This is a genomic window from Pseudomonas lundensis, from assembly GCF_001042985.1.
Taxonomy (GTDB): domain Bacteria; phylum Pseudomonadota; class Gammaproteobacteria; order Pseudomonadales; family Pseudomonadaceae; genus Aquipseudomonas; species Aquipseudomonas lundensis.
The window spans coordinates 113,725-136,711 of the sequence record NZ_JYKY01000001.1 but is presented as its reverse complement, the minus strand read 5'-3'; the positions used below and the strand labels follow the sequence as shown (position 1 = coordinate 136,711).

General features: G+C 57.7%; 25 protein-coding genes. 1 reads left to right on the top strand and 24 read right to left on the bottom strand.

Annotation, left to right across the window (positions count from 1 at the left end; translation table 11 throughout):
* Positions 1 to 44 precede the first annotated feature (44 nt).
* The 19 genes from der to trmJ all read right to left on the bottom strand — a co-directional run bounded on the left by der (position 45) and on the right by trmJ (position 16,890).
* Complete coding sequence (gene der / locus TU74_RS00670; RefSeq protein ID WP_047273868.1) at positions 45 to 1,514, bottom strand: ribosome biogenesis GTPase Der; 1,470 nt, start codon at positions 1,512 to 1,514, stop codon at positions 45 to 47.
* A gap of 140 nt (positions 1,515 to 1,654) precedes the next feature.
* Positions 1,655 to 2,806 carry an outer membrane protein assembly factor BamB gene (gene bamB, locus TU74_RS00665; protein WP_047273865.1) on the bottom strand — a complete coding sequence of 384 codons (1,152 nt, stop codon included), beginning with the start codon at positions 2,804 to 2,806 and terminating at the stop codon, positions 1,655 to 1,657.
* Positions 2,799 to 3,440, bottom strand: a complete 642-nt coding sequence (locus TU74_RS00660; RefSeq protein WP_047273864.1) for a tetratricopeptide repeat protein — start codon at positions 3,438 to 3,440, stop codon at positions 2,799 to 2,801. Before TU74_RS00660 ends, bamB begins: the two co-directional genes overlap by 8 nt.
* A 41-nt stretch (positions 3,441 to 3,481) precedes the next feature.
* Complete coding sequence (hisS, locus tag TU74_RS00655; protein ID WP_047273862.1) at positions 3,482 to 4,771, bottom strand: histidine--tRNA ligase; 1,290 nt, start codon at positions 4,769 to 4,771, stop codon at positions 3,482 to 3,484.
* A gap of 22 nt (positions 4,772 to 4,793) precedes the next feature.
* Positions 4,794 to 5,903: a flavodoxin-dependent (E)-4-hydroxy-3-methylbut-2-enyl-diphosphate synthase gene (gene ispG, locus TU74_RS00650; protein ID WP_047273860.1), complete on the bottom strand. Its 1,110-nt coding sequence runs from the start codon at positions 5,901 to 5,903 to the stop codon at positions 4,794 to 4,796.
* Between the two features lie 3 nt (positions 5,904 to 5,906).
* Positions 5,907 to 6,911 (bottom strand): RodZ domain-containing protein, encoded by a 1,005-nt coding sequence (locus TU74_RS00645; RefSeq protein ID WP_048374536.1) that lies wholly within the window; start codon positions 6,909 to 6,911, stop codon positions 5,907 to 5,909.
* Complete coding sequence (gene pilW, locus TU74_RS00640) at positions 6,911 to 7,669, bottom strand: type IV pilus biogenesis/stability protein PilW (protein ID WP_048374534.1); 759 nt, start codon at positions 7,667 to 7,669, stop codon at positions 6,911 to 6,913. The genes TU74_RS00645 and pilW overlap by 1 nt, the downstream gene beginning before the upstream one ends.
* A 12-nt stretch (positions 7,670 to 7,681) precedes the next feature.
* Positions 7,682 to 8,818 carry a dual-specificity RNA methyltransferase RlmN gene (gene rlmN, locus TU74_RS00635; protein WP_047273855.1) on the bottom strand — a complete coding sequence of 379 codons (1,137 nt, stop codon included), beginning with the start codon at positions 8,816 to 8,818 and terminating at the stop codon, positions 7,682 to 7,684.
* A 28-nt stretch (positions 8,819 to 8,846) separates the two neighbouring features.
* On the bottom strand, positions 8,847 to 9,272 hold the full coding sequence (gene ndk / locus TU74_RS00630; RefSeq protein ID WP_047273854.1) for a nucleoside-diphosphate kinase: 426 nt from the start codon (positions 9,270 to 9,272) through the stop codon (positions 8,847 to 8,849).
* Positions 9,273 to 9,366: 94 nt separating this feature from the next.
* Positions 9,367 to 9,567: a Fe-S cluster assembly protein IscX gene (gene iscX / locus TU74_RS00625; protein ID WP_048374532.1), complete on the bottom strand. Its 201-nt coding sequence runs from the start codon at positions 9,565 to 9,567 to the stop codon at positions 9,367 to 9,369.
* Between the two features lie 102 nt (positions 9,568 to 9,669).
* Positions 9,670 to 10,011, bottom strand: coding sequence for an ISC system 2Fe-2S type ferredoxin (gene fdx, locus TU74_RS00620; protein ID WP_047273851.1), 342 nt, complete (start codon positions 10,009 to 10,011; stop codon positions 9,670 to 9,672).
* Positions 10,012 to 10,014: 3 nt separating this feature from the next.
* Complete coding sequence (hscA, locus tag TU74_RS00615) at positions 10,015 to 11,877, bottom strand: Fe-S protein assembly chaperone HscA (RefSeq protein ID WP_047295440.1); 1,863 nt, start codon at positions 11,875 to 11,877, stop codon at positions 10,015 to 10,017.
* 50 nt (positions 11,878 to 11,927) lie between these two features.
* Positions 11,928 to 12,449, bottom strand: a complete 522-nt coding sequence (gene hscB / locus TU74_RS00610; RefSeq protein ID WP_047295442.1) for a co-chaperone HscB — start codon at positions 12,447 to 12,449, stop codon at positions 11,928 to 11,930.
* A gap of 8 nt (positions 12,450 to 12,457) precedes the next feature.
* The gene (gene iscA, locus TU74_RS00605; RefSeq protein WP_047273844.1) at positions 12,458 to 12,781 is read right to left on the bottom strand and encodes an iron-sulfur cluster assembly protein IscA; all 324 of its coding nucleotides are present in this window, start codon (positions 12,779 to 12,781) and stop codon (positions 12,458 to 12,460) included.
* 62 nt (positions 12,782 to 12,843) lie between these two features.
* Entirely contained in the window at positions 12,844 to 13,230 is a 387-nt protein-coding gene (iscU, locus tag TU74_RS00600) for a Fe-S cluster assembly scaffold IscU (RefSeq protein WP_007929523.1), read from the bottom strand.
* Positions 13,231 to 13,326: 96 nt separating this feature from the next.
* Positions 13,327 to 14,541, bottom strand: a complete 1,215-nt coding sequence (locus tag TU74_RS00595) for an IscS subfamily cysteine desulfurase (RefSeq protein WP_047273840.1) — start codon at positions 14,539 to 14,541, stop codon at positions 13,327 to 13,329.
* A 49-nt stretch (positions 14,542 to 14,590) separates the two neighbouring features.
* Positions 14,591 to 15,082 carry a Fe-S cluster assembly transcriptional regulator IscR gene (gene iscR, locus TU74_RS00590; protein WP_047273839.1) on the bottom strand — a complete coding sequence of 164 codons (492 nt, stop codon included), beginning with the start codon at positions 15,080 to 15,082 and terminating at the stop codon, positions 14,591 to 14,593.
* 258 nt (positions 15,083 to 15,340) lie between these two features.
* Positions 15,341 to 16,117, bottom strand: coding sequence for a serine O-acetyltransferase (gene cysE, locus TU74_RS00585; protein ID WP_048374529.1), 777 nt, complete (start codon positions 16,115 to 16,117; stop codon positions 15,341 to 15,343).
* A gap of 2 nt (positions 16,118 to 16,119) precedes the next feature.
* Entirely contained in the window at positions 16,120 to 16,890 is a 771-nt protein-coding gene (gene trmJ, locus TU74_RS00580) for a tRNA (cytosine(32)/uridine(32)-2'-O)-methyltransferase TrmJ (protein ID WP_048374527.1), read from the bottom strand.
* A 143-nt stretch (positions 16,891 to 17,033) separates the two neighbouring features.
* On the opposite strand from trmJ, the gene suhB reads away from it, so the two are divergent.
* The gene (gene suhB, locus TU74_RS00575) at positions 17,034 to 17,849 is read left to right on the top strand and encodes a type III secretion system regulator SuhB (RefSeq protein WP_047273836.1); all 816 of its coding nucleotides are present in this window, start codon (positions 17,034 to 17,036) and stop codon (positions 17,847 to 17,849) included.
* Positions 17,850 to 17,978: 129 nt separating this feature from the next.
* Here the strand turns inward: suhB and TU74_RS00570 are convergent, their stop codons facing one another.
* From TU74_RS00570 to tgt, 5 genes are all read right to left on the bottom strand, one after another.
* Complete coding sequence (locus TU74_RS00570) at positions 17,979 to 18,506, bottom strand: glycine zipper 2TM domain-containing protein (protein ID WP_047273835.1); 528 nt, start codon at positions 18,504 to 18,506, stop codon at positions 17,979 to 17,981.
* A gap of 121 nt (positions 18,507 to 18,627) precedes the next feature.
* Positions 18,628 to 19,542 (bottom strand): protein translocase subunit SecF, encoded by a 915-nt coding sequence (secF, locus tag TU74_RS00565; RefSeq protein WP_048374525.1) that lies wholly within the window; start codon positions 19,540 to 19,542, stop codon positions 18,628 to 18,630.
* Positions 19,543 to 19,551: 9 nt separating this feature from the next.
* The gene (secD, locus tag TU74_RS00560) at positions 19,552 to 21,420 is read right to left on the bottom strand and encodes a protein translocase subunit SecD (RefSeq protein ID WP_047273833.1); all 1,869 of its coding nucleotides are present in this window, start codon (positions 21,418 to 21,420) and stop codon (positions 19,552 to 19,554) included.
* Between the two features lie 67 nt (positions 21,421 to 21,487).
* Entirely contained in the window at positions 21,488 to 21,823 is a 336-nt protein-coding gene (gene yajC / locus TU74_RS00555; protein ID WP_047273832.1) for a preprotein translocase subunit YajC, read from the bottom strand.
* Between the two features lie 42 nt (positions 21,824 to 21,865).
* Positions 21,866 to 22,981, bottom strand: coding sequence for a tRNA guanosine(34) transglycosylase Tgt (tgt, locus tag TU74_RS00550; protein WP_047281236.1), 1,116 nt, complete (start codon positions 22,979 to 22,981; stop codon positions 21,866 to 21,868).
* Positions 22,982 to 22,987 lie beyond the last annotated feature (6 nt).

Genomic DNA, 22,987 nt, shown 5'->3' with positions numbered 1-22,987 from the left:
GGGCCCGTCAGGACCCTTTCTCATTACGCATGGAGGTTGCGCGATCAGCGCTTGTCTTTGCGTTTTTTCTCGGCTTTCTTGTGGTGCGACATCATGCGGCGCTTCTTGTTGACCTGACGGTCGGTCAACGAGTTTTTGTTCGCCTCGTACGGGTTCTCACCCCCTTTGAACTCGATGCGGATCGGCGTACCGACCAGCTTCAAGACACGACGGTAGGTGTTTTCGAGGTAACGGACATAAGACTTCGGCACCTTCTCAACCTGGTTACCGTGAATCACGATAATCGGCGGGTTGGCACCACCCAAGTGGGCATAACGCAGCTTGATGCGACGGTTGTTGACCATCGGCGGTGCGTGCTCGCCCACGGCATCTTCAAGGATCTGGGTCAGGCGATTCGTTGGCCAGCGGGTCACCGCCGACTTGAAGGAGTTCTGTACCGACTGGTACAGGTTACCCACGCCCGTGCCGTGCAGCGCCGAGATGAAGTGGATGTCGGCAAAGTCGACGAAGAACAAGCGGCGTTGCAGCTCGGTCTTGACGTAGTCGCGCTCGCTCGGGGTCATGCCGTCCCACTTGTTGATCGCGATGACCAGAGCCCGACCGGCCTCCAGCGCAAAGCCCAACAGGTTCAGGTCGTGATCCACAACGCCTTCGCGCGCGTCCATGACAAAGATCACCACGTTGGCGTCTTTGATCGCTTGCAGGGTTTTGACCACGGAGAATTTTTCGACTTCTTCGTGGATCTTGCCGCGCTTGCGCACACCGGCCGTGTCGATCAGCGTGTACTTCTCGTCGTTACGCTCAAACGGGATGTAAATGCTGTCACGGGTCGTGCCGGGCTGGTCGTACACGATAACCCGGTCTTCACCGAGCATACGGTTGACCAGTGTCGATTTGCCGACGTTCGGACGACCGATGATCGCGATCTTGATGCCGTCTTTCTCGCCCGGCCCAGGAATGCGCTTGGCTTCCTCGCCTTCAAGAACGATTTCCGGTTCGCCTTCTTCGGCATCGTCTTCGTCACGCGGGAACGAGGACAACGCCACTTCGAGCAACTGCGAGATACCGCGGCCGTGGGCACCGGCGATCGGAATCGCGTCGCCCATGCCCAACGGTGCGAATTCTGCGCGAGCCATGTCCGGGTCGATGTTGTCGACCTTGTTGGCAACCACGTAGGAACGCTTGTTTCGTTTGCGCAGGTGTTCGCCGATCATCTGGTCAGCGGCAGTGAAACCCGCCTTGGCATCTACCAGGAACAGCACCACATCAGCTTCTTCGATGGCCAGCAGTGACTGCTCGGCCATCTTTTCGTCCATACCGTGCTCGTCACCGGAGATACCGCCGGTGTCGACCAGAATGTAGGAACGCCCTTGCCACTTGGCCTCACCGTATTGGCGATCACGGGTCAGACCGGACAAGTCGCCGACGATGGCGTCACGTGTCCTGGTCAGGCGGTTGAACAAGGTGGACTTGCCGACGTTTGGTCGGCCCACCAGGGCGATTACGGGAACCATGCGGCTCTCCACTTCGTTATTTCAGAAAATACAAAAGCCGCTGCAAGGCAGCGGCCAGAGTTCGGAACAGCACAAAAATGTGCCGCAAACCTTGCCAGAGCAAGGCTGCCCGAGGCCCTAGAGCCTCAAGCATAGACGCCTTAGCGAATGGTCAGGGCTTCCAGTTTGCCGCTGTTACCAAACACGTAAATCATGTCACCGACCACCAGCGGGCGTGCCCGCAGGCCATCGCTGTCAATGCGGGTACGGCCTACGAAACGACCATCAACCTGGCTCAACAGGTGCAGATAGCCTTCCATGTCGCCGACCGCTACATAGCTGGAGAAGACTTCCGGTGCCGACAGCTGACGGCGGGCCAGGGAATCGTTGCTCCACAGGGCGGTGGTCGAACGCTCGTCGACGCCTTCAACAGTGCCGGACGCCAGGCTGACGTAGACGCTGCCAAAACCTTGTGCGACACCGGCGTAGCTGGAAGCATCACGCTGCCACAGCACACGGCCGCTTTCCAGTTCCAGTGCCGCCATGCGGCCCTGGTAACTGGCAACGTACAGCGTGCCACCGGACAGCAGCAGGCCACCGTCGATGTCAACAATGCGCTCCAGTTCGGAACGGCCTTGTGGGATGGCAACACGCTGCTCCCAAACGGGCACGCCATTGCGAGTGTCCAGCGCCACCACTTTACCGGTGGAAAGACCTGCCACCGCCAAATGGTTGGTGACTACAGGAGCCCCCGTACCCCGCAGGGTCAGAACACCCGGCGTGCTGTCGTAGGTCCAGCGCTGGTCGCCGGTCGAGGCATCCAGGCCGATCAGGCGGTCGTCCTGGGTTTGAACCACCACCACGTCACCGTTGGTGGCAGGCGGAGCCAGGACTTCGCTGGTCACTCGGGAGCGCCACTTTTCTTCGCCAGAACTGGCGTCAAGCGCAACCACTTCACCTTGCAAGGTACCCAGCAGTACCAGACCATAACCCGCGCCAACAGCGCCGGAAACAGGCAGTTCAAGGTCCTTTTTCCATTTGACGTCGCCGTTCATGCGGTCCAGCGCCATCACGACACCGGTCACATCGGCCGCGTACAGGGTATTACCTTCAACGGCTGGCACCAGCATGTTGTAGGTTTTGCCCTGGCCGTCGCCAATCGAGCGGCTCCACTGCTTTTGCAAAACGACTTCTTCTTTGAAGTCCGTCAGCGCGGCCGGTGGCAGTTCTTTTTTGCTGTTGCTGCTGCAACCCGCGGCCAAAATGGCCAGAGCCAGCAATGCTGCATGTTTCCAACGAATCACGTTACGCATCCCCTTTGGCCAGGTCGTCGAGCTTGATTTGTAAGCCGCCGACTGCCGCCTCATCCGAGAGCGCCGCCTTGGCTTTTTCGTAGGCTGCACGTGCGTCATCAGTGCGACCCTGCTGAACCAGCAGGTCACCCTTGAGCTCTTCACGGCTGGCCAGGAATGCTTTGTCCGAATCACCTTCAAGCAGCTTCAAGGCTTCATCAACCTTGTTCTGTGCAGCCAGAACCTGAGCCAGACGCTGACGCGCGACTTCGCCCAACGTGGCATTGGCAGGCTTGTCGACGATGATTTTCAGCTCATTGGCCGCGTCATCCAGCTTGCCGCTGTCAACCGCCACCTTGGCAACAAACAGACCGCCAAATTGCGCGTAGGCGCTACCGCTGTATTCGTTCTTCAGCTTGTTGGCCAGATCAGCGACTTGCGCGGCATCAGGCTGGCCGCTCGGCGTCAATGTGGTTTCAAGCAGTTGTTGGTAGAGAATCGACGCACCCTGCGACTGATTGCTCTGATATTTGTGCCAAGCCTGCCAGCCGAACACCACCACCAGCGCCAGCAAGCCGCCAGTGACCAGGGGTTTGCCGTTGCGCTGCCACCAGTCTTTCAACTCGCCCAGCTGATCATCATCGTTACTCGACACCCCAACACTCCTTATTCGATAAATCGGCTGTTTTTACAGCTTCAACCCTGCACGACGCAGGTGGCCAAGTGCTCTGAAAGAGCATCCCAGGCAATAGTTTGTTGTTCACCCTGGCCACGCAGGGGTTTGACGCCTACCACTTGCCGGGCCAATTCGTCGTCGCCCAGGATCAGCGCATACAGCGCGCCGCTCTTGTCGGCCTTCTTGAACTGGCTTTTGAAGCTGCCCGCACCGGCATTGACTTGCAGGCGCAGGTTCGGCAACTGATCGCGAACACGTTCGCTCAAGGCCAGTGCGGCCAGTTCAGCAGCTTCACCGAAGGCGCACAGGTACACATCGACCTGGCGCGAGATTTCTTCAGGGATTTGCTCAAGGGTTTCCAGCATCAGGATCAGACGCTCGATGCCCATGGCGAAGCCCACGCCGGAGGTCGGTTTGCCGCCCATTTGCTCAACCAGACCGTCATAACGCCCGCCGGCACAGACAGTGCCCTGGGCCCCGAGTTTGTCGGTGACCCACTCGAATACGGTCTTGCTGTAGTAATCAAGCCCGCGAACCAGTTTCGGGTTGATGACGTAAGGAATGCCGGCCGCGTCGAGACGCGCCTTGAGGCCCTCGAAGTGCACGCGGGACTCTTCGTCGAGGTAGTCCACCAGCTTCGGTGCGTCAACCAGAACGGCCTGTGTGTCAGCGTTCTTGGTGTCGAGAACACGCAGCGGGTTGGACTTGAGACGGCGCTGGCTGTCTTCGTCCAGTTCGCTCAGGCGCGAAGTCAGGTATTCAACCAGCGCGGCACGGTAGCGGGCACGGGCCTCGCTGGTGCCCAGGCTATTGAGTTCCAGTTTGACCGCGTCACGAATCCCCAGCTCGCCCCACAGGCGCCAGGTCAGCACGATCAACTCGGCATCGATGTCCGGACCGTCAAGGTTGAACACCTCGACGCCCACCTGGTGGAACTGGCGATAACGGCCTTTTTGAGGACGCTCGTGGCGAAACATCGGGCCGACGTACCACAGTTTTTGCACCTGACCGCCGCCGGTGATGCCGTGCTCAAGCACAGCACGCACACAGGCCGCAGTGCCTTCGGGACGCAGGGTCAGCGAATCGCCGTTGCGGTCTTCGAAGGTGTACATCTCTTTTTCGACAATGTCGGTCACTTCACCGATCGAACGCTTGAACAGCTCGGTGAACTCGACGATCGGCATGCGAATTTGCTTGTAACCGTAGTTATCCAGCAGACGCGCGACCTTGCCCTCAAAGAAACGCCACAGGGGCGTCTGCTCGGGCAGGATGTCGTTCATGCCACGAATGGCTTGCAGTGACTTGCTCACAGAAAATCCTTAATTCGTTTGATTAGCCGCGCGCAATAACAGCTGCGTCGGCTTCGACCTTTTCGGCCGCTTTCTGGCGGATCAGTTTTTCAAGCTGGTCCACCAGATTTTCATTCGTTAATTTCTGCGACGGCTTGCCGTCGATGTAAATCAGGTTTGGCGTACCGCCGGTCAGGCCCACATGGGCCTCCTTGGCTTCGCCGGGGCCGTTGACCACACAGCCGATCACAGCAACATCCAAGGGGACCAACAGATCATCCAGGCGCCCTTCCAGCTCGTTCATGGTTTTTACCACGTCGAAGTTCTGGCGCGAACAGCTTGGGCACGCGATGAAGTTAATGCCACGGGAACGCAAACGCAGGGATTTGAGAATGTCGTAGCCGACTTTCACTTCTTCTACCGGGTCGGCGGCCAGCGAGATACGAATGGTATCGCCAATGCCCTCGGCGAGCAGCATACCCAGCCCCACGGCAGATTTCACTGTGCCGGAACGCAACCCGCCTGCCTCGGTGATTCCCAAGTGCAAAGGCTGAACGATTTCCTTGGCCAGCAAGCGATAGGCCTCAACGGCCATGAACACATCGGACGCTTTGACGCTGACTTTGAAGTCCTGAAAATTCAGGCGTTCAAGGTGCTCTACGTGACGCAGTGCCGACTCGACCAGCGCGGCAGGCGTCGGCTCGCCGTATTTCTTTTGCAAATCTTTTTCGAGGGAACCGGCATTCACGCCGATACGAATCGGGATACCCCGATCACGTGCTGCATCCACAACGGCACGTACACGGTCTTCGCGACCGATGTTGCCGGGGTTGATACGCAGGCAATCGACACCCAACTCGGCCACACGCAATGCAATGCGGTAGTCAAAGTGAATATCGGCGACCAATGGCACCTTGACCAGTTGCTTGATGCGGCCAAACGCTTCGGCAGCATCCATGTCCGGGACGGAAACCCGCACGATATCGACGCCTGCGGCTTCAAGGCGATTGATCTGAGCAACGGTCGCTGCAACATCATTGGTGTCACTGTTGGTCATGCTCTGAACCGCGATAGGGGCATCGCCACCTACCGGTACAGAGCCAACCCAGATTTTGCGCGATTCGCGACGTTTGATGGGTGATTCGCCGTGCATGACTTATTGACCTAGCTTCAGGCGAGCAGTCTCGCCACTGGTGAAAGGAGCCACATCCACTGCCTGACCGTTGTAGGTCACTTGCGCACCCCGGGCATAGCCCAGACGCAAGCTGAGTGGAGGCTTACCGCTCACTTCAAGATTGTCGCCCTTGCGCTTCAGACCGCCAAACAGCACTTTGCCATTCGCATCGGTGACCTGAGTCCAGCAATCGGCGGTGTACTGCACGCCCACCTTGCCAGCACCTGCCACCGCAGGTGCCGCTTCAGTGACAGGTGCAGCGGGAGCGGCCACGGAGGCAGGCGCCACCGGCGTCACCGGTGTTGGCATTGGCGCTGCTTGAGCCGCCGGCGCAGGGGTTGCAGGCGCGGGCGCAACAGCAACGGGCGCTTCGGGTACGCCAGGCAGTGCTAACGCAGTCGCGCCCGTCTGGTCGTCTGCGGGTTCGGCCGGGACAGCCGCATCGCCTTCGGTTTTGGCTTCAGCGACGGCCTGATCTTCCGGTTCGTCCAGCGGATGGATCTGGGTTGTGCCGTCCGCGCCTTCCACTTCAACGTGCTCAGGCGTGAGGCCAACAAGGTCTTTGGCGCGCATGGACGTCTGGTCCTGCCACCAGAGAAAGCCGCCGCCGATCACTGCCAGCAGCAGTAACAGGCTGACAATACGCAAGATGGTATGCGACACACGCACGGGCTCTTCGATTCGGCCAAGGCTGTGAACGCTGCTGCCGGTCGAATCCGTTCCTGTGTAGACATCAAACTCATGCACCAGCGCAGCCTGGTCCATGCCCAGCAATTTGGCATAAGCGCGGATGTAGCCACGGGCAAATGTATGACCCGGCAATTTGTCGAACGCGCCCGCCTCAAGATTACTCAGGGAGCTGACCGTGAGATTGAGCTTCAAGGCAACTTCGGCCAATGTCCATCCATTGTTCTCCCGGGCCTGACGCAAGGTCTCGCCGGGATTGACTCGTGTCACTGCTGGAACTTCGGGTTGCGCCGCTTTCATCATTGCTCCGACAGGTATTGCTGATATTCCGGCGTGCCGGGATAAAGTCGTTTTAGTTGCTGGCCAAACGTGGCAGGTGTGGCACGGTCATCGAAGACAGTCGCCAACCGCGCGCCGAGCAATAGACTACGTGCATTTTGCCCACTAAGCAGGCTAAAACGATCGTAATAGTCACGGGCTGGCACATATTGCCTGTCCTGATACGACAGCTCGGCCATCTCCAGCAAGGCTCGCGGCTGCTTCGGATTCAGACGCAGCGCTTTCACCAGATGCTGGCGCGCCACTACGGGTTGCCCAAGCTTGAGCGCCGTTATACCCAAATTTTCGTAAACACGGGAGCGTTCGGGGTAAAGATTATCGGTCGAGGCTTTCTGAAACTGCGCAAAGGCCTCTTGATAGCGTTGCTGCTCGAACAGGAAACTGCCGTAGTTATTGAGCGTACGCGCGTCTTGGGCACGAGCGCTCAGCGATTGACGGTAACTGTTCTCTGCAAGCTCGTGCTCCATTTCGGACTGATACAGCAAAGCCAGTGCGGCGAGGGTGTCCGGGTCACGCTTGTCGAGTTCGAGTGCCTTACCCAGCGGGATCTTCGCCTGCTCGGCCAAACCTTGCTGCAAATAGCCGAGCCCCAGTTGCACATACGCCTGACGCGCTGCATCACGGCCCTTGTTGGTGCTCAACGGGTTTGATCCACCCGATGAAACGCAGCCAGCCATTACGCTGACCAACACCACACAAAGCGCCGCGCGCAGGGTCATAGCGTTCCTCTCTTAAGGCCGGGCGGCGGCGTTTTGCGCCAGATCGGCTTCAATCGAAGCAATGTGGCGCTCGCTGCGGCGCGTCCGGTCATTGACCTGCCCCACCAACTGCCCGCACGCCGCGTCGATGTCTTCACCACGCGTGGTGCGCACGGTCACGTTGTAGCCCGCGTTTTGCAGCAGCTCCTGGAAACGGCGAATAGCGTTGTTGCTAGGGCGCTCATAACCGGAGTGAGGAAACGGGTTGAACGGGATCAGGTTGATCTTGCAGGGCGTGTCTTTGAGCAGTTCGATCATTTCACGCGCGTGATCGACATGGTCGTTCACGTCTTTGAGCAAGGTGTACTCAACGGTCAGAACGCGCTTCTCACCCAGGGTCGCCATATAACGACGGCAGGATTCCAGCAACATTTTGAGCGGGTACTTTTTGTTGATTGGCACCAATTGACTGCGCAGTGCGTCATTGGGTGCGTGCAGCGACAACGCCAGCGATACATCGATGTGCTTGGCCAGCTCATCGATCATCGGCACCACGCCAGACGTGGACAGGGTTACCCGGCGCTTGGAGATGCCATAGCCCAGGTCGTCCATCATCAGGTGCATGGCAGCGATAACGTTGTCGAAGTTGAGCAGCGGCTCGCCCATGCCCATCATCACCACGTTGGTGATGGCGCGGTCGATGGTTGCCGGAACGCTGCCAAAGGATTTGTTGGCAATCCACACCTGGCCGATGACTTCAGCGGCCGTGAGGTTGCTATTGAAACCTTGCTTGCCGGTGGAGCAGAAACTGCAATCCAGGGCACAGCCCGCCTGGGACGAAACGCACAAGGTGCCACGTTTGCCCTGGGGAATATAAACGGTCTCGACGCAGCTGCCGGACGCCACGCGAACGACCCATTTACGGGTACCGTCGGTGGATATGTCCTCGCTGACGACTTCAGGACCGCGAACCTCGGCAATGGCCTTGAGCTTATCGCGCAAGGCCTTGCTGACGTTCGTCATGGCGTCGAAATCATCGACGCCAAAGTGGTGAATCCACTTCATGACCTGACCGGCACGGAAACGCTTCTCCCCGATTGAGTCGAAGAATTTCTCCATTTCCGGTTGAGTCAGACCCAACAGGTTAGTTTTGCCAGTCGTTGCAATCATGTCTTCACCCTCACTCACAAGCCGATGCTTATCGAGTGGTTACTTCAGTAGCTGCGAAAAAGTAAGCGATTTCGCGAGCAGCGGCTGCTTCGGAGTCGGAACCGTGAACAGCGTTAGCGTCGATGGATTCAGCGAAGTCAGCACGGATGGTGCCAGCAGCTGCTTCTTTAGGGTTGGTAGCGCCCATCAGCTCACGGTTACGAGCGATAGCGTTTTCGCCTTCCAGAACCTGAACAACAACCGGACCGGAAGTCATGAAGGCAACCAGGTCACCGAAGAAACCACGTTCGCTGTGCTCAGCGTAGAAACCTTCAGCTTCGGCTTTGGACAGTTGCTTCATTTTCGAAGCAACAACGCGCAGGCCAGCGTCTTCGAAACGAGTAACGATCTTGCCGATAACGTTTTTAGCAACGGCGTCAGGCTTGATGATGGAGAAAGTACGTTGAACAGCCATGGTGTAACTCCAGAAACAGTGATTGAAGCGAAAAATTAAACCCGCGAATTATACGCGGGTTCAGGGGTATTGCATAATTACGTGCGTTGCAGGCTTAGTCAGCCTCTTCGATCCACAACCCCTGAATGGCTTCGAGGACCTTTTCCCCTCCGCGATCAGGGACGTCATCGAACTCTGGCAGCGCCATCACCAGATTGCGCAGCTTGACGAAATTCACCGTCAGCGGATCAACATCCGGATGAGCCTCAGCCAGCTGAATCGCGATTTCCTGTACATCAACCCATTTAAGGCTCATGACACTTCCTTTAAAAGCAGAGTCTTATACCGCTCAGAACCTTGGCGCGGCTGAAAAGAGGGAATGACCCGAATCAGTCAGCGCACCCCGGCAGCGATCGAATCAGTGCGGCGCTTCGGCAGCATGATTAAGCGAATACTTCGGGATTTCGACCGTCAGGTCTTCGGTCCCGACCTTGGCCTGACAGCTCAGACGCGAGTGTGCCTCCAGGCCCCACGCGCGATCAAGGTAGTCTTCTTCGAGCTCGTCAGCTTCTTCCAGCGAATCAAACCCTTCGCGAATGATGCAGTGGCAAGTGGTGCAGGCGCAGACGCCACCGCAGGCGCTTTCGATTTCGATGTGGTTGTCATGCGCCACTTCGAGGATCGACTTACCGGTCTCGGCCTCAACAACCATACCGTCCGGGCAATGCTCGGCGTGTGGCAGAAAAATGATCTGCGGCATCAGTTATTCCTCGATTTCATTCAGGTTGCGCCCGGCCAGAGCCGCCTTGACAGTCAGATCCATACGGCGGGCAGCAAAGGCATCGGTCACGTGCGACAGACGCTTGGTCTGCTGCTCAATGGCGTAACCATCGGTGCCTTTTAACAATTCGGACAATTGCTGCATGTGCAGCTCGATCACCTTGCGCTCTTCAGCATCAAGCAGACGGTCACCGTCCACCTCCAGCGCGGCTTGCACGGCTTCGATCAGGCGCTGCGCATCGACTTGCTGCTCACGCAACACGCGAGCCACTTTGTCGTCACCTGCGTACTGGAACGAATCTTTGAGCATTTTGGCGATTTCACCATCCGTCAGGCCGTAGGACGGCTTGACCTGAATACTGGCTTCAACGCCCGATCCCGTTTCACGGGCTGACACGCTGAGCAAACCGTCGGCATCCACCTGGAAAGTCACGCGGATTTTCGCGGCACCTGCGACCATCGGCGGTATGCCACGCAACTCGAAACGCGCCAACGAACGGCAGTCGCTGATCAGCTCGCGCTCACCCTGCAGTACGTGGATCATCATGGCCGTCTGGCCATCTTTGTAAGTGGTGAAATCCTGAGCTCGCGCGACGGGAATCGTGGTGTTGCGAGGAATGACTTTCTCCATCAGGCCACCCATGGTCTCAAGACCGAGCGACAACGGGATCACGTCAAGCAGGAGCAACTCCCCCCCCTCACGCTTGTTGCCCGCGAGCGTATCGGCCTGGATCGCTGCCCCAATGGCAACCACTTGATCCGGGTCGATGTCAGTCAACGGCTGACGGCCAAACATGTCGGCGACTGCCTCGCGCACCCGAGGGACGCGCGTCGATCCACCCACCATGACCACGGCCTGCACATCTTCGACTTCGATATTGGCGTCGCGCACGGCTCGGCGACAGGCTTTGAGGCTGCGGGCGACCATTGGCTCGATCAGCGCATCGAGCCTTTCGCGGGTCAGCTCGGCAGACCACTGGCCAAACGTAACCGTCACGCTCGACGCATCCGTCAGCGCTTCCTTGGCCGCGCAGGCGCTTTGCAGCAGTTGACGCTGAGTGCCAGGGTCCAGATCAGCCGACAACCCTGCCTGCTCGACTATCCAATTAGCAATGGCATGGTCGAAATCGTCACCACCCAGCGCGCTGTCGCCGCCGGTCGCCAATACTTCGAATACACCGCCGGTCAGGCGCAGGATTGAAATATCAAACGTGCCGCCGCCCAGATCGTAGATAGCGACAACACCTTCAGCAGACTGGTCAAGACCGTAAGCCACCGCAGCAGCCGTCGGTTCATTGAGCAAACGCAACACATTAAGACCAGCCAGCTTGGCCGCATCTTTGGTCGCCTGACGCTGAGCGTCGTCAAAATAAGCGGGGACCGTAATCACGGCACCGACCAATTCACCACCCAGTGTTTTCTCGGCACGCTCGCGCAATACCTTGAGGATTTCAGCCGAAACTTCGACCGGGCTTTTGGGCCCTTGAACCGTATCGATGAACGGCATGTGCGACTCACCGCCCACAAAGCGGTAAGGCAGTTGCTCGCCCAGTTGCTTGACGTCGGACAGACCACGCCCCATCAGGCGCTTGACCGACAACACCGTATTGAACGGATCGGCTGAAGCCGCCAGGCGCGCTGATTCACCCACCTCTACGCGGTCAGGGTGATAACGCACGGCTGAGGGCAAAATGACATTGCCGCTTGCGTCAGCCAGAGGCTCGGAAAGGCCACTGCGCAAGGCAGCAACCAGCGAATTGGTGGTGCCCAAGTCGATCCCCACAGCCAGACGTCGCTGGTGCGGTTGAGGACTTTGGCCGGGTTCGGCGATCTGCAGTAGGGCCATCGTTATCAGGACTTATCTGTAATCAGGCGTGCAATCGGAAAAGCACGGAGTTAATCGTCGAGGCGCTCTTCTAGCTGGCGCACTTCGTAAGTGAGCTTGTCGAGGAACTGCATGCGCCGCATCAGGCGTTCGGCCTGTTCACGCTGCGCAACATCATCCCAACAAGCAGCGAAGCTGTCGTTCAAGGCTTGCTGAGCGTCTTTGAGTCGACGCTTGAAAGCTGCAATACCTGCCATGTCGGCGGTGTCGTGCAAGTCTTCAAGTTCTTCGCGCCACTGCATCTGCTGCATCAAAAACTCAGGATCGTGCACCGTTGCTTCCAGAGGCACGTCATTACCCTTGAGTTCGAGCAAATAACGCGCGCGCCTGGATGGGCTTTTGAGTGTCTGATAGGCCTCGTTAAGGCTGGCGGACTGCTCCAGCGCCATGCGCTGCTCCCGCTCGGAAGCATCAGCATAGCGATCCGGGTGAACACCGCGCGCCAACTCACGGTAGCGCGTAGCCAACTGATCGAGGTCCAGGCTGAAGCTCGGTTGCAGTTCAAACAAAGCAAAATGACAAGGAGTACCCACGACTGGCCTCAAATGTTGAAGCTCTCGCCGCAGCCACATTCGCCACGCACGTTGGGGTTATTGAACTTGAAGCCTTCGTTAAGGCCTTCCTTGACGAAATCCAGCTCGGTGCCGTCAAGGTAGGTCAGGCTTTTGGGATCAATGATCACTTTTTCGCCATGGGTTTCAAACACCTGATCGTCTTCGCCCACTTCGTCGACAAACTCCAGCACATAGGCGAGGCCGGAGCAGCCGGTAGTGCGAACACCCAGACGAATCCCCTCACCCTTGCCGCGCCCGTCAAGGGAACGGCGAATATGTCGGGCCGCCGCTTCTGTCATGCTGATAGCCATCGTGACTCCTTACCTGTTGCCAGTTTCTTCACCACATGTGCGCCATATTGGGGCGCAATGGATCAGATCAAACCTTTCTTCTGCTTGTAGTCGCGAACGGCAGCCTTGATGGCGTCTTCGGCGAGTACAGAGCAGTGAATCTTGACGGGCGGCAGCGCCAACTCTTCAGCCAGCTGAGTGTTCTTGATGGTCTCTGCTTCGTCCAGAGTCTTGCCTTTCATCCACTCGGTCGCCAGGGAACTGGAAGCAATGGCCGATCCGCAACCGTAGGTCTTGAACTTGGCGTCTTCGATGATGCCCTGCTCGTTAACCTTGATCTGCAAGCGCATCACGTCGCCGCAAGCAGGCGCGCCGACCATGCCGGTACCGACATCCGGGTCTTCCGCGTTCATCTTGCCGACGTTGCGTGGGTTCTCGTAGTGGTCAATGACCTTTTCGCTGTAAGCCATGGTACTAATCCTCACTCATCAGAGAGTCGCTCTTGAGCCACTGTAAACGCTGCTATTCGCTGCATTTACAGCGGCTGTCTGCGGCGACTTGAAATATCAGTGCGCCGCCCACTCGATTTTCGAGATGTCGACACCGTCTTTGTACATGTCCCACAGTGGCGACAGTGCGCGCAACTTGGTCACCGCCTCGCACACTTTCTGCGCGGCGTAATCGATTTCTTCTTCCGTGGTGAAACGCCCGAACGTGAAGCGAATCGAGCTGTGGGCCAATTCATCGTTACGACCCAGCGCACGCAACACGTAAGACGGCTCAAGGGAAGCCGAGGTACAGGCCGAACCGGAAGACACGGCCAGATCCTTGAGCGCCATGATCAGCGACTCGCCTTCAACATAGTTGAAGCTCAGGTTCAGGTTGTGCGGCACGCGCGCAGTCATGCTGCCGTTCACGTACAACTCTTCGAGGTGTTCAACCTGCTTGAAGAAACGATCGCTCAACGCCTTGATACGCACGTTTTCAGCAGCCATTTCTTCTTTAGCAATCTGGAACGCTTCACCCATGCCCACGATCTGGTGGGTCGCCAGCGTGCCGGAACGCATACCGCGCTCGTGACCGCCGCCGTGCATGGTGGCTTCGATACGCACGCGAGGCTTACGGCTGACGTACAGGGCGCCGATGCCTTTAGGGCCATAGGTTTTATGAGCCGAGAAGGACATCAGGTCGACTTTGAGCTTGGACAGGTCGATTTCTACCTTGCCCGTGGACTGAGCGGCATCAACGTGGAACAACACACCGCGCGAGCGAGTCAGCTCACCAATGGCAGCGATGTCGTTGATGGTGCCGATCTCGTTGTTCACGTGCATGACCGAAACCAGGATGGTGTCTTCACGCAGGGCCGCTTCAACCATGGCAGGCGTGACCAGACCGTCTTCACCCGGCTCGATGTAGGTCACTTCAAAACCTTCACGCTCCAGCTGACGCATGGTGTCGAGTACGGCTTTGTGTTCAATTTTGTCGGTAATCAGGTGCTTGCCTTTGGACGCATAGAAGTGCGCAGCGCCCTTGATGGCAAGGTTGTTGGCTTCGGTCGCACCGGAGGTCCAGACGATTTCACGCGGATCGGCGTTAACCAGATCTGCGACCTGGCGACGTGCGTTCTCGACCGCTTCTTCGGCCTTCCAGCCAAAAACGTGGGAGCGCGAAGCCGGGTTACCGAAGTTCCCGTCAACCAGCAGGCAGTCGCTCATTTTTTGAGCAACACGCGGATCAACCGGGGTGGTGGCTGAGTAATCAAGGTAAATCGGCAATTTCATGGACTATCTCCTAAATCAGGCTGGCTGGCGCACCGTCGTTTTTATGCAATCACTCGACGGCGGACGCTTCGATCTTATCCAGGTGCGGCGCTTTGCCATTACAGCGGCGCTGATCCTGACGCTGGGCTACTTCTTGTACCTCACGGCGAGTAACAAGATCAGCCAAGCTGATACCGCTGAGAAACTCGTGGATTTGCAGGCTCAGGTCGCACCACAAGTGGTGTGTCAGGCAGGTATCGCCAGCATGGCAATCGCCCAGACCCTGGCAACGTGTCGCATCGACAGACTCGTTGACTGCATCGATCACCTGGGCAACCTGAATACCTTGCATATCGCGCGATAGCTGATAGCCACCGCCTGGGCCACGCACACTGGAAACCAGACTGCTGCGGCGCAACTTGGCGAAGAGTTGCTCAAGGTAGGAAAGGGAAATGCCCTGGCGTTCGGAAATATCGGCCAGGGACACCGGCCCGTGCTGTGCGTGCAACGCCAAATCGAGCATTGCAGTTACGGCGTAACGGCCTTTTGTAGTCAGTCTCATGGACAGGTACCACGGAATTCGGAATGGGGGCGAGTATGCTATTCCCGAGTATTTAAGTCAACTATTAGACCTAGTACTTTAGTCGGGATTACCCGCAAAACAGCGCGCGCATTGTAGCAGGCTATGCGACGTAATGGCACACGAGCGATGCTGCGTTTTACAGCGCGCTCGTTGCCGCAAGCCTCAAGAAAGCGTCAGGCCAATGATGCAAGCAGGTGGCGCCGCAACCCTTCACAACCGCCTAGAACCACTTTCGGCCTAACCGGGCTTGACTTCATCCTTGCCCTGAACACAGGCGAAATCTTCCTCGCGCAATGCGGGCAAGTCCTTGGCGCAGTAGGTACTGCCCAGCTCCTTCAGGGCCCCGCACATACCGTCCAGCTTGCCATCGACGGCTTGCAAATGATCCAGCAATTGCGCAATAGCCCGCGCCACAGGATCGGGCATGTCCTCGCTGACACCGTAAGCATCGAAGCCGATTTTCTCTGCCATCGCCTTACGCCTGGCTTCAACGTCCCCCTCGGCCTTGATGATAATTCGCCCCGGAATCCCAACAACCGTTGCACCCGCAGGCACTGCCTTTGTGACGACCGCATTCGAGCCCACCTTGGCGCCTGCACCCACCGTAAATGGGCCCAGCACCTTGGCGCCCGCACCGACGACGACACCGTTCTCCAGCGTAGGATGGCGCTTGCCTTTGTTCCAACTGGTGCCACCCAGGGTTACACCCTGATAAAGGGTGACGTCATCACCGATCTCTGCGGTCTCGCCGATCACAATCCCCATCCCGTGATCAATGAAGAAACGACGACCCACCTTGGCACCCGGATGAATTTCAATGCCCGTCATCCAGCGTCCGAAGTTAGAGACCAGCCGCGCCATCCACTTCCAGCCTGCATGCCACAACCACCCCGACAATCGATGAAGCCAGATGGCGTGCATGCCCGGGTAACAGGTCAACACTTCAAACGCATTGCGCGCAGCAGGATCGCGATGAAACACACTCTGGATATCTTCACGCAGACGCTCGAACATCTTCAATCCTTGCGCTTGAGCAGCTCGCCACGGGCTGCTTTTTGGGTTTCGGTCAGAATGCCACGCAATATATTCATCTCGGCACGACTTACCGAGCTACGACCATACAAACGACGCAGGCGCGCCATCAGGTGACGCGGTTTTTCAGGATCGAGAAACTCGATCGCCACCAAGGTCTGCTCCAGGTGCTCGTAGAAACGCTCGAGCTCATCCATCGTCGCCAACTCTCCACTTTTGGTGGAGGCAACTTCATCCTTCTCGACCTTGCTCGGCTGCCCCTGCGCAGCCAGCCACGACATGCGAATTTCGTAGCTCAGCACTTGCACAGCGGCTCCCAGATTCAGCGAGCTGAACTCAGGGTCCGACGGAATGTGCACATGATAATGACAGCGCTGCAACTCTTCATTGGTCAGACCGGAATCTTCGCGACCGAAAACCAAGGCTATCTCGGCGCCTTGAGCCGCCTCATCCACGACCTTTTGCCCGCATTCGCGCGGATCCAGCAGCGGCCAGGGAATCCGGCGATCGCGCGCACTGGTGCCCAGGACCAGGTTGCAACCCACCAGCGCCTCTTCAAGGGTCGCAACCACTTGAGCACGTTCGAGGATGTCACCGGCGCCCGAAGCACGCGCATCCGCCTCGTGATGAGGAAACAGTCTTGGCTCTACCAGAACCAATCGCGACAAGCCCATGTTTTTCATGGCACGCGCAGCACCGCCGATATTGCCGGGATGACTGGTATTGACCAGAACGACACGAATATTTGACAGCAATGGAAGCGCTCACAGACTGTTAAGAGGGTGCAAATCTTACCTAAGCCCATCACCTTATGCCACGAAAGCTAACGCAAACCTTCATATGCCAAACTTTTCTGCTAGAATGTTCGGCTTTCTTTAACGACCTAGGTGAAACGTCCATGCAGCCCATGCTGAATATCGCGCTGCGCGCCGCCCGCAGCGCCAGTGAATTGATTTTCCGCTCCATCGAGCGCCTGGATACCATCAAGGTTGACGAAAAAGACGCCAAGGATTACGTCTCTGAAGTCGATCGTGCTGCCGAACAGAAAATCATCGACGCCTTGCGCAAGGCTTATCCGACCCACGGCATTCTCGGTGAAGAAACCGGCCTGCATGCGGGCAGCGGCGAAGGTGCTGACTACCTGTGGATCATCGACCCGCTCGATGGCACCACCAACTTCCTGCGCGGCGTTCCGCACTTCGCTGTCAGCATCGCCTGCAAATACCGCGGCCGCCTTGAGCACGCCGTCGTTCTTGATCCGGTTCGCCAGGAAGAATTCACCGCCAGCCGTGGTCGCGGCGCTCAACTGAATGGTCGCCGCCTGCGTGTCAGCGGCCGCACCAGCCTGGAAGGCGCCCTGCTGGGTACCGGCTTCCCGTTCCGCGACAACCAAATGGATAACCTGGATAACTACCTGGGCATGTTCCGCAGCCTGGTAGGCCAAACTGCAGGCATTCGTCGCGCCGGCGCTGCGAGCCTGGACCTGGCTTACGTCGCAGCAGGCCGCTTCGATGCATTCTGGGAGTCCGGCCTGTCCGAATGGGACATGGCTGCGGGCGCCCTGCTGATTCAAGAAGCAGGCGGCCTTGTCAGCGACTTCACTGGTAGCCACGATTTCCTTGAAAAGGGTCACATCGTTGCCGGCAACACCAAGTGCTTCAAAGCCGTACTGACTGCAATCCAGCCTCACTTGCCGGCCTCACTGAAACGCTAAGCGAACCGCGCAAACCAAAAAAGCACCCCCTCGGGGTGCTTTTTTTTGGTCACTTCAATACACCTTGATCGCTGCGCGCGCCGATAAACGGCGAGAGGCCGAACTGACTCTACTGCCTCTAGAGCGATATCAATTGAGTATGAGCTTGCCCTGCTTGTCGACGGCAATTTCGCTGCCCGGCTCGTGATCCATCCGAACCTTGCCTTCCTTACCGTCCAGCACGTAACGCACGTCGTAACCCACCACCTTGTCACTGATGTCGTTGACGGTATTGCAGCGGGTTTGAGTCGTGGTGTACGTATCGCGGTTCTGCATGCCTTCCTGAACCTTGTTACCGGCATAGCCACCGCCTACGGCACCCGCAACGGTCGCAATCTTCTTGCCGTTACCGCCACCCACCTGATTACCCAACAAACCACCCGCCACAGCACCAATGACGCTGCCAACAATTTGATGCTCATCCTTAACCGCCGCACGACGCGTTACGGTTACGTCCTTACACACCTCGCGAGGGGTTTTAATCTGTTGCTTGACCGGCTGAACAGCCAGCACCTGCGCAGACTCAGGGGCTTTAACCAAGCTGTAAGTAGCAACAGCACCACCGGCAGTGACACCGACAGCACCCAAAACAGCACCTACCAGCAAAGATTTATTCACGTGAACCTCCAGGCCTTTCTACGCAGGAACAATCCCGCGCTAATCCCAGCCTTGGAGCATAAAAAAAGGCGCGAGTTCAATACTCGCGCCTTTTTAGTGACCATTGGCCATCAACGAACAGTCATGGACGGTCGTCGATTTCCTTTTCACTCGCCGCGGGCGGAATCAGATCCTCAGCATTGAGATTCAGCCAGATCAGCACTACGTTGGCGATGTAGATCGACGAGTAAGTACCCGCCAACACACCGACAAACAGGGCAATCGAGAAACCCCAGAGATTATCGCCACCAAAGATCAGCAGCGCCGCAATGGCCTGCAACGTGGAGATCGACGTCGCCATGGTCCGCAGCAGGGTCTGCGTGGTCGAGATGTTGATGTTCTCGATCAGGCTCGCCTTGCGCAGCACACGGAAGTTCTCCCGCACCCGGTCAAACACAACAATGGTGTCGTTGAGCGAGTAACCAATGATCGCCAGCACCGCCGCCAGCACCGTCAGGTCAAACGTGATCTGGAACCACGACAACACGCCCATGGTCACGATCACGTCATGCACCAGCGAAACAATGGCACCGACCGCGAACTTCCACTGAAAGCGGAACGCGAGGTACAACATGATGCCGCCCAAGGCCATGAGCATGCCCAGACCACCCTGGTCGCGCAGCTCTTCACCCACTTGCGGACCCACGAACTCGACGCGCTTGATCACGGCCGGGTTGTCGGTATCCGCCTGACCCAGCGCCGCCGCAACCTTGTTGCCCAGCAATGGATCATCGCCCGGCATGCGTACCAGCAAGTCAGTGGTCGCACCAAAGCTCTGCACGACCGCATCGTGAAAACCAGCCGTCACCAGCTCGTTGCGCACTTTGGTCAGATCAGCCGGCTTCTCGTAGGTCAGCTCGATGAGCGTACCGCCAGTGAAGTCCAGGCCGTAGTTCATGCCTTTGTGGAACATGCTGAACAAGGCCAGCACGGTAAGCAGCAAAGTGACGCCGAACGCAACGTTGCGAACGCCCATGAAGTTGATTGTACGTAACATGGCAGCCCCTTAAATCCACAACTTCTTGAAGTCCCGACCGCCGTAAACCAGGTTGACCAACGCGCGGGTCACCATGATGGCCGTGAACATCGAGGTAAAGATCCCGAGGGACATGGTCACCGCAAAGCCTTTGACCGGCCCGGTACCCATGGCAAACAGAATCCCGCCGACCAACAGGGTTGTCAGGTTGGAGTCGACAATCGCCGTGAACGCGCGATTGAAGCCTTCATTGATCGCCCGCTGTGGCGTCATGCCATTGGCAATTTCCTCACGGATACGCGAGAAGATCAGCACGTTGGCGTCGACCGCCATACCCATCGTCAATACGATACCGGCGATACCCGGCAGGGTCAGCGTAGCCCCCAGCAAAGACATCAAGGCCAGCAGCAGTACCATGTTGCCCGCCAGTGCCACCGTCGCAATCACACCGAAGAAGCGATAGATCGCGATGATAAAGATGGACACAAACAGCATGCCCCACAGCGACGCATCAATACCCTTGGTGATGTTGTCAGCACCCAGGCTCGGACCAATGGTGCGCTCTTCAGCGAAGTACATCGGTGCAGCCAGACCACCGGCACGCAGCAACAGCGCCAGCTCGGAAGCCTCACCCTGACCGTTCAGACCGGTAATCCGGAACTGACTGCCCAGCGGCGACTGAATGGTCGCCAGACTGATGATTTTTTTCTCTTCCTTGAAGGCCTGGACCGGCACTTCTTTCTCGACACCATCGACCACTTGCTTGGTGTAGGTCGTCACCGGCTTCTGCTCGATGAAGATCACCGCCATGCTGCGACCGACGTTGCTGCGCGTGGAACGACTCATCAACTCGCCACCATGACCATCAAGCTTGATGTTCACCTGTGGACGACCATGCTCGTCAAAACCTGCCTGCGCATCCGTTACCTGATCACCGGTGATGATCAAACCACGCTCGATTTGCGCGGAAGGACGATTGCCTTCACGGAACTCGAACGTTTCGGAAGTGGCTTTGGAAGCGCCCGGCTCTGCCGCCAGGCGGAACTCAAGGTTGGCCGTCTTGCCCAAAATACGCTTGGCTTCGGCGGTGTCTTGCACGCCCGGCAGCTCGACCACGATGCGGTTAGCACCCTGACGCTGAACCAAAGGCTCGGCAACACCCAACTCGTTCACCCGGTTACGGACAGTGGTCAGGTTTTGCTTGATGGAATATTCACGGATTTCCGCCAGCTTGGCCGGGGTCATCGCCAGACGCAGCACCGGCTGACCATTGAGGTCGGCAGCGGTAATGTCGAAGTCGTTGAAGTTTTTGCGAATCAGGCTACGCGCTTGCTCACGGGTCGCTTCGTCGGCAAAGCCCAACTGAATGGCGCCATTGAGTTGCGGCAGACTGCGATAGCGCAGCTTGTCTTTACGCAACAGGCTTTTGACGTCGCTTTCGTACACTTTCATGCGCGCGTCAACGGCCTTGTCCATGTCCACTTCCAACAGGAAATGCACACCGCCGGACAAGTCCAGACCCAGCTTCATCGGGTGAGCACCCAGATTACGCAGCCATTGCGGCGTGGTCTGAGCCAGGTTCAGTGCAACGACATAGTCGTCACCCAACGCCTTGCGCACCACGTCTTTGGCCGGCAACTGATCGTCTTTGCTCGCCAGGCGCAACAAGCCGCCCTTGCCGTTCTGGGCCAGTGTCGCGCCTTTCACCGCAATGCCAGCATCCTTGAGCGCCTTGCTCGCACGCTCCAGGTCAGCATCAGTGACTTGCAGCGCCGTGCTCGCGCCCGACACCTGAATTGCAGGGTCATCCGGGTAGAGATTGGGAGCGGAATAAATAAAACCGATCGCCAGCACCGCCAGGATCAGTACGTATTTCCACAGAGGGTATTTGTTCAGCATCAATCACGCCGCCCGCTTAGAACGCGGGGCGCCTTGCGCGCCCCGTCGATTGTTAAAAGTTGAAACTTTAGATCGCTTTCAGCGTGCCTTTAGGCAACGTGGCGGCTACAGCGCCCTTCTGAATTTTCAGCTCGACAGTGTCAGACACTTCGATCACAACAAAAGCGTCAGTCACTTTGGTGATTTTGCCGGCGATGCCGCCAGTGGTAACGACTTCGTCGCCTTTTTGCAGGTTACCCAACAGGGCTTTCTGCTCTTTGGCGCGCTTGGCCTGCGGGCGCCAGATCATCAGGTAGAAGATGACCAGGAAGCCGACCAGGAAAATCCACTCAAAACCAGTACCGGCTGGGCCAGCAGCAGGTGCAGCAGCGTCCGCGAAAGCGGGAGAGATGAAAAAGCTCATTAAGCACTCCAGTTGCAAAAAGTGTTTCTTAGGGTCCGAAAATCAGTCCAGGGGCGGTACAGGCAACCCGCGCTTGGCATAGAAGGCATCGACAAAGGCGGCCAATGTACCCTGTTGAATAGCCTCGCGCAAACCAGCCATGAGCACCTGATAGTGCCGCAAATTGTGGATGGTATTGAGCATGCTACCCAGCATTTCACCGCACTTGTCCAGATGATGCAGATAAGCACGGGAGAAGTTCTGGCAGGTATAGCAATCGCAGGTCGGATCCAGCGGCGAATCATCATGGCGATGGAACGCGTTGCGGATCTTCAACACACCGGTGTCGATAAACAGATGCCCATTGCGGGCATTACGGGTTGGCATCACGCAATCGAACATGTCCACACCGCGGCGCACACCCTCCACGAGATCTTCAGGCTTGCCAACCCCCATAAGGTAACGAGGTTTGTCAGCTGGCATCATGGCGGGCAGGTAGTCCAGCACCTTGATCATCTCGTGCTTGGGTTCACCCACCGACAGTCCGCCAATGGCCAGACCATCGAAGCCGATCTTGTTCAACCCTTCCAGCGAACGCTCGCGCAGGTTCTGGTGCATGCCACCCTGAACGATACCGAACAGTGCCGCCGTGTTATCGCCGTGGGCGTTTTTGGAACGCTGAGCCCAGCGCAACGACAGCTCCATCGAAACACGGGCCACGTCTTCATCGGCCGGGTACGGGGTGCACTCGTCGAAAATCATCACCACATCAGAACCCAGGTCACGCTGGACCTGCATCGACTCCTCCGGCCCCATGAACACCTTGGCACCATCGACCGGGGAAGCGAAGGTGACGCCCTCTTCTTTAATCTTGCGCATCGCGCCAAGGCTGAACACCTGAAAGCCGCCCGAGTCGGTCAGGATAGGCCCTTGCCATTTCATGAAGTCATGCAGGTCGCCGTGCTTCTTGATGACTTCAGTGCCCGGACGCAGCCAGAGGTGAAAGGTGTTGCCTAAAATCATCTGCGCGCCAATCGCTTCGATATCGCGCGGCAGCATGCCTTTGACCGTACCGTAAGTTCCTACCGGCATGAACGCAGGGGTTTCCACCACACCACGCGGGAAGGTCAGACGACCGCGACGCGCCTTGCCATCAGTGGCCAGCAGCTCGAAGGACATACGACA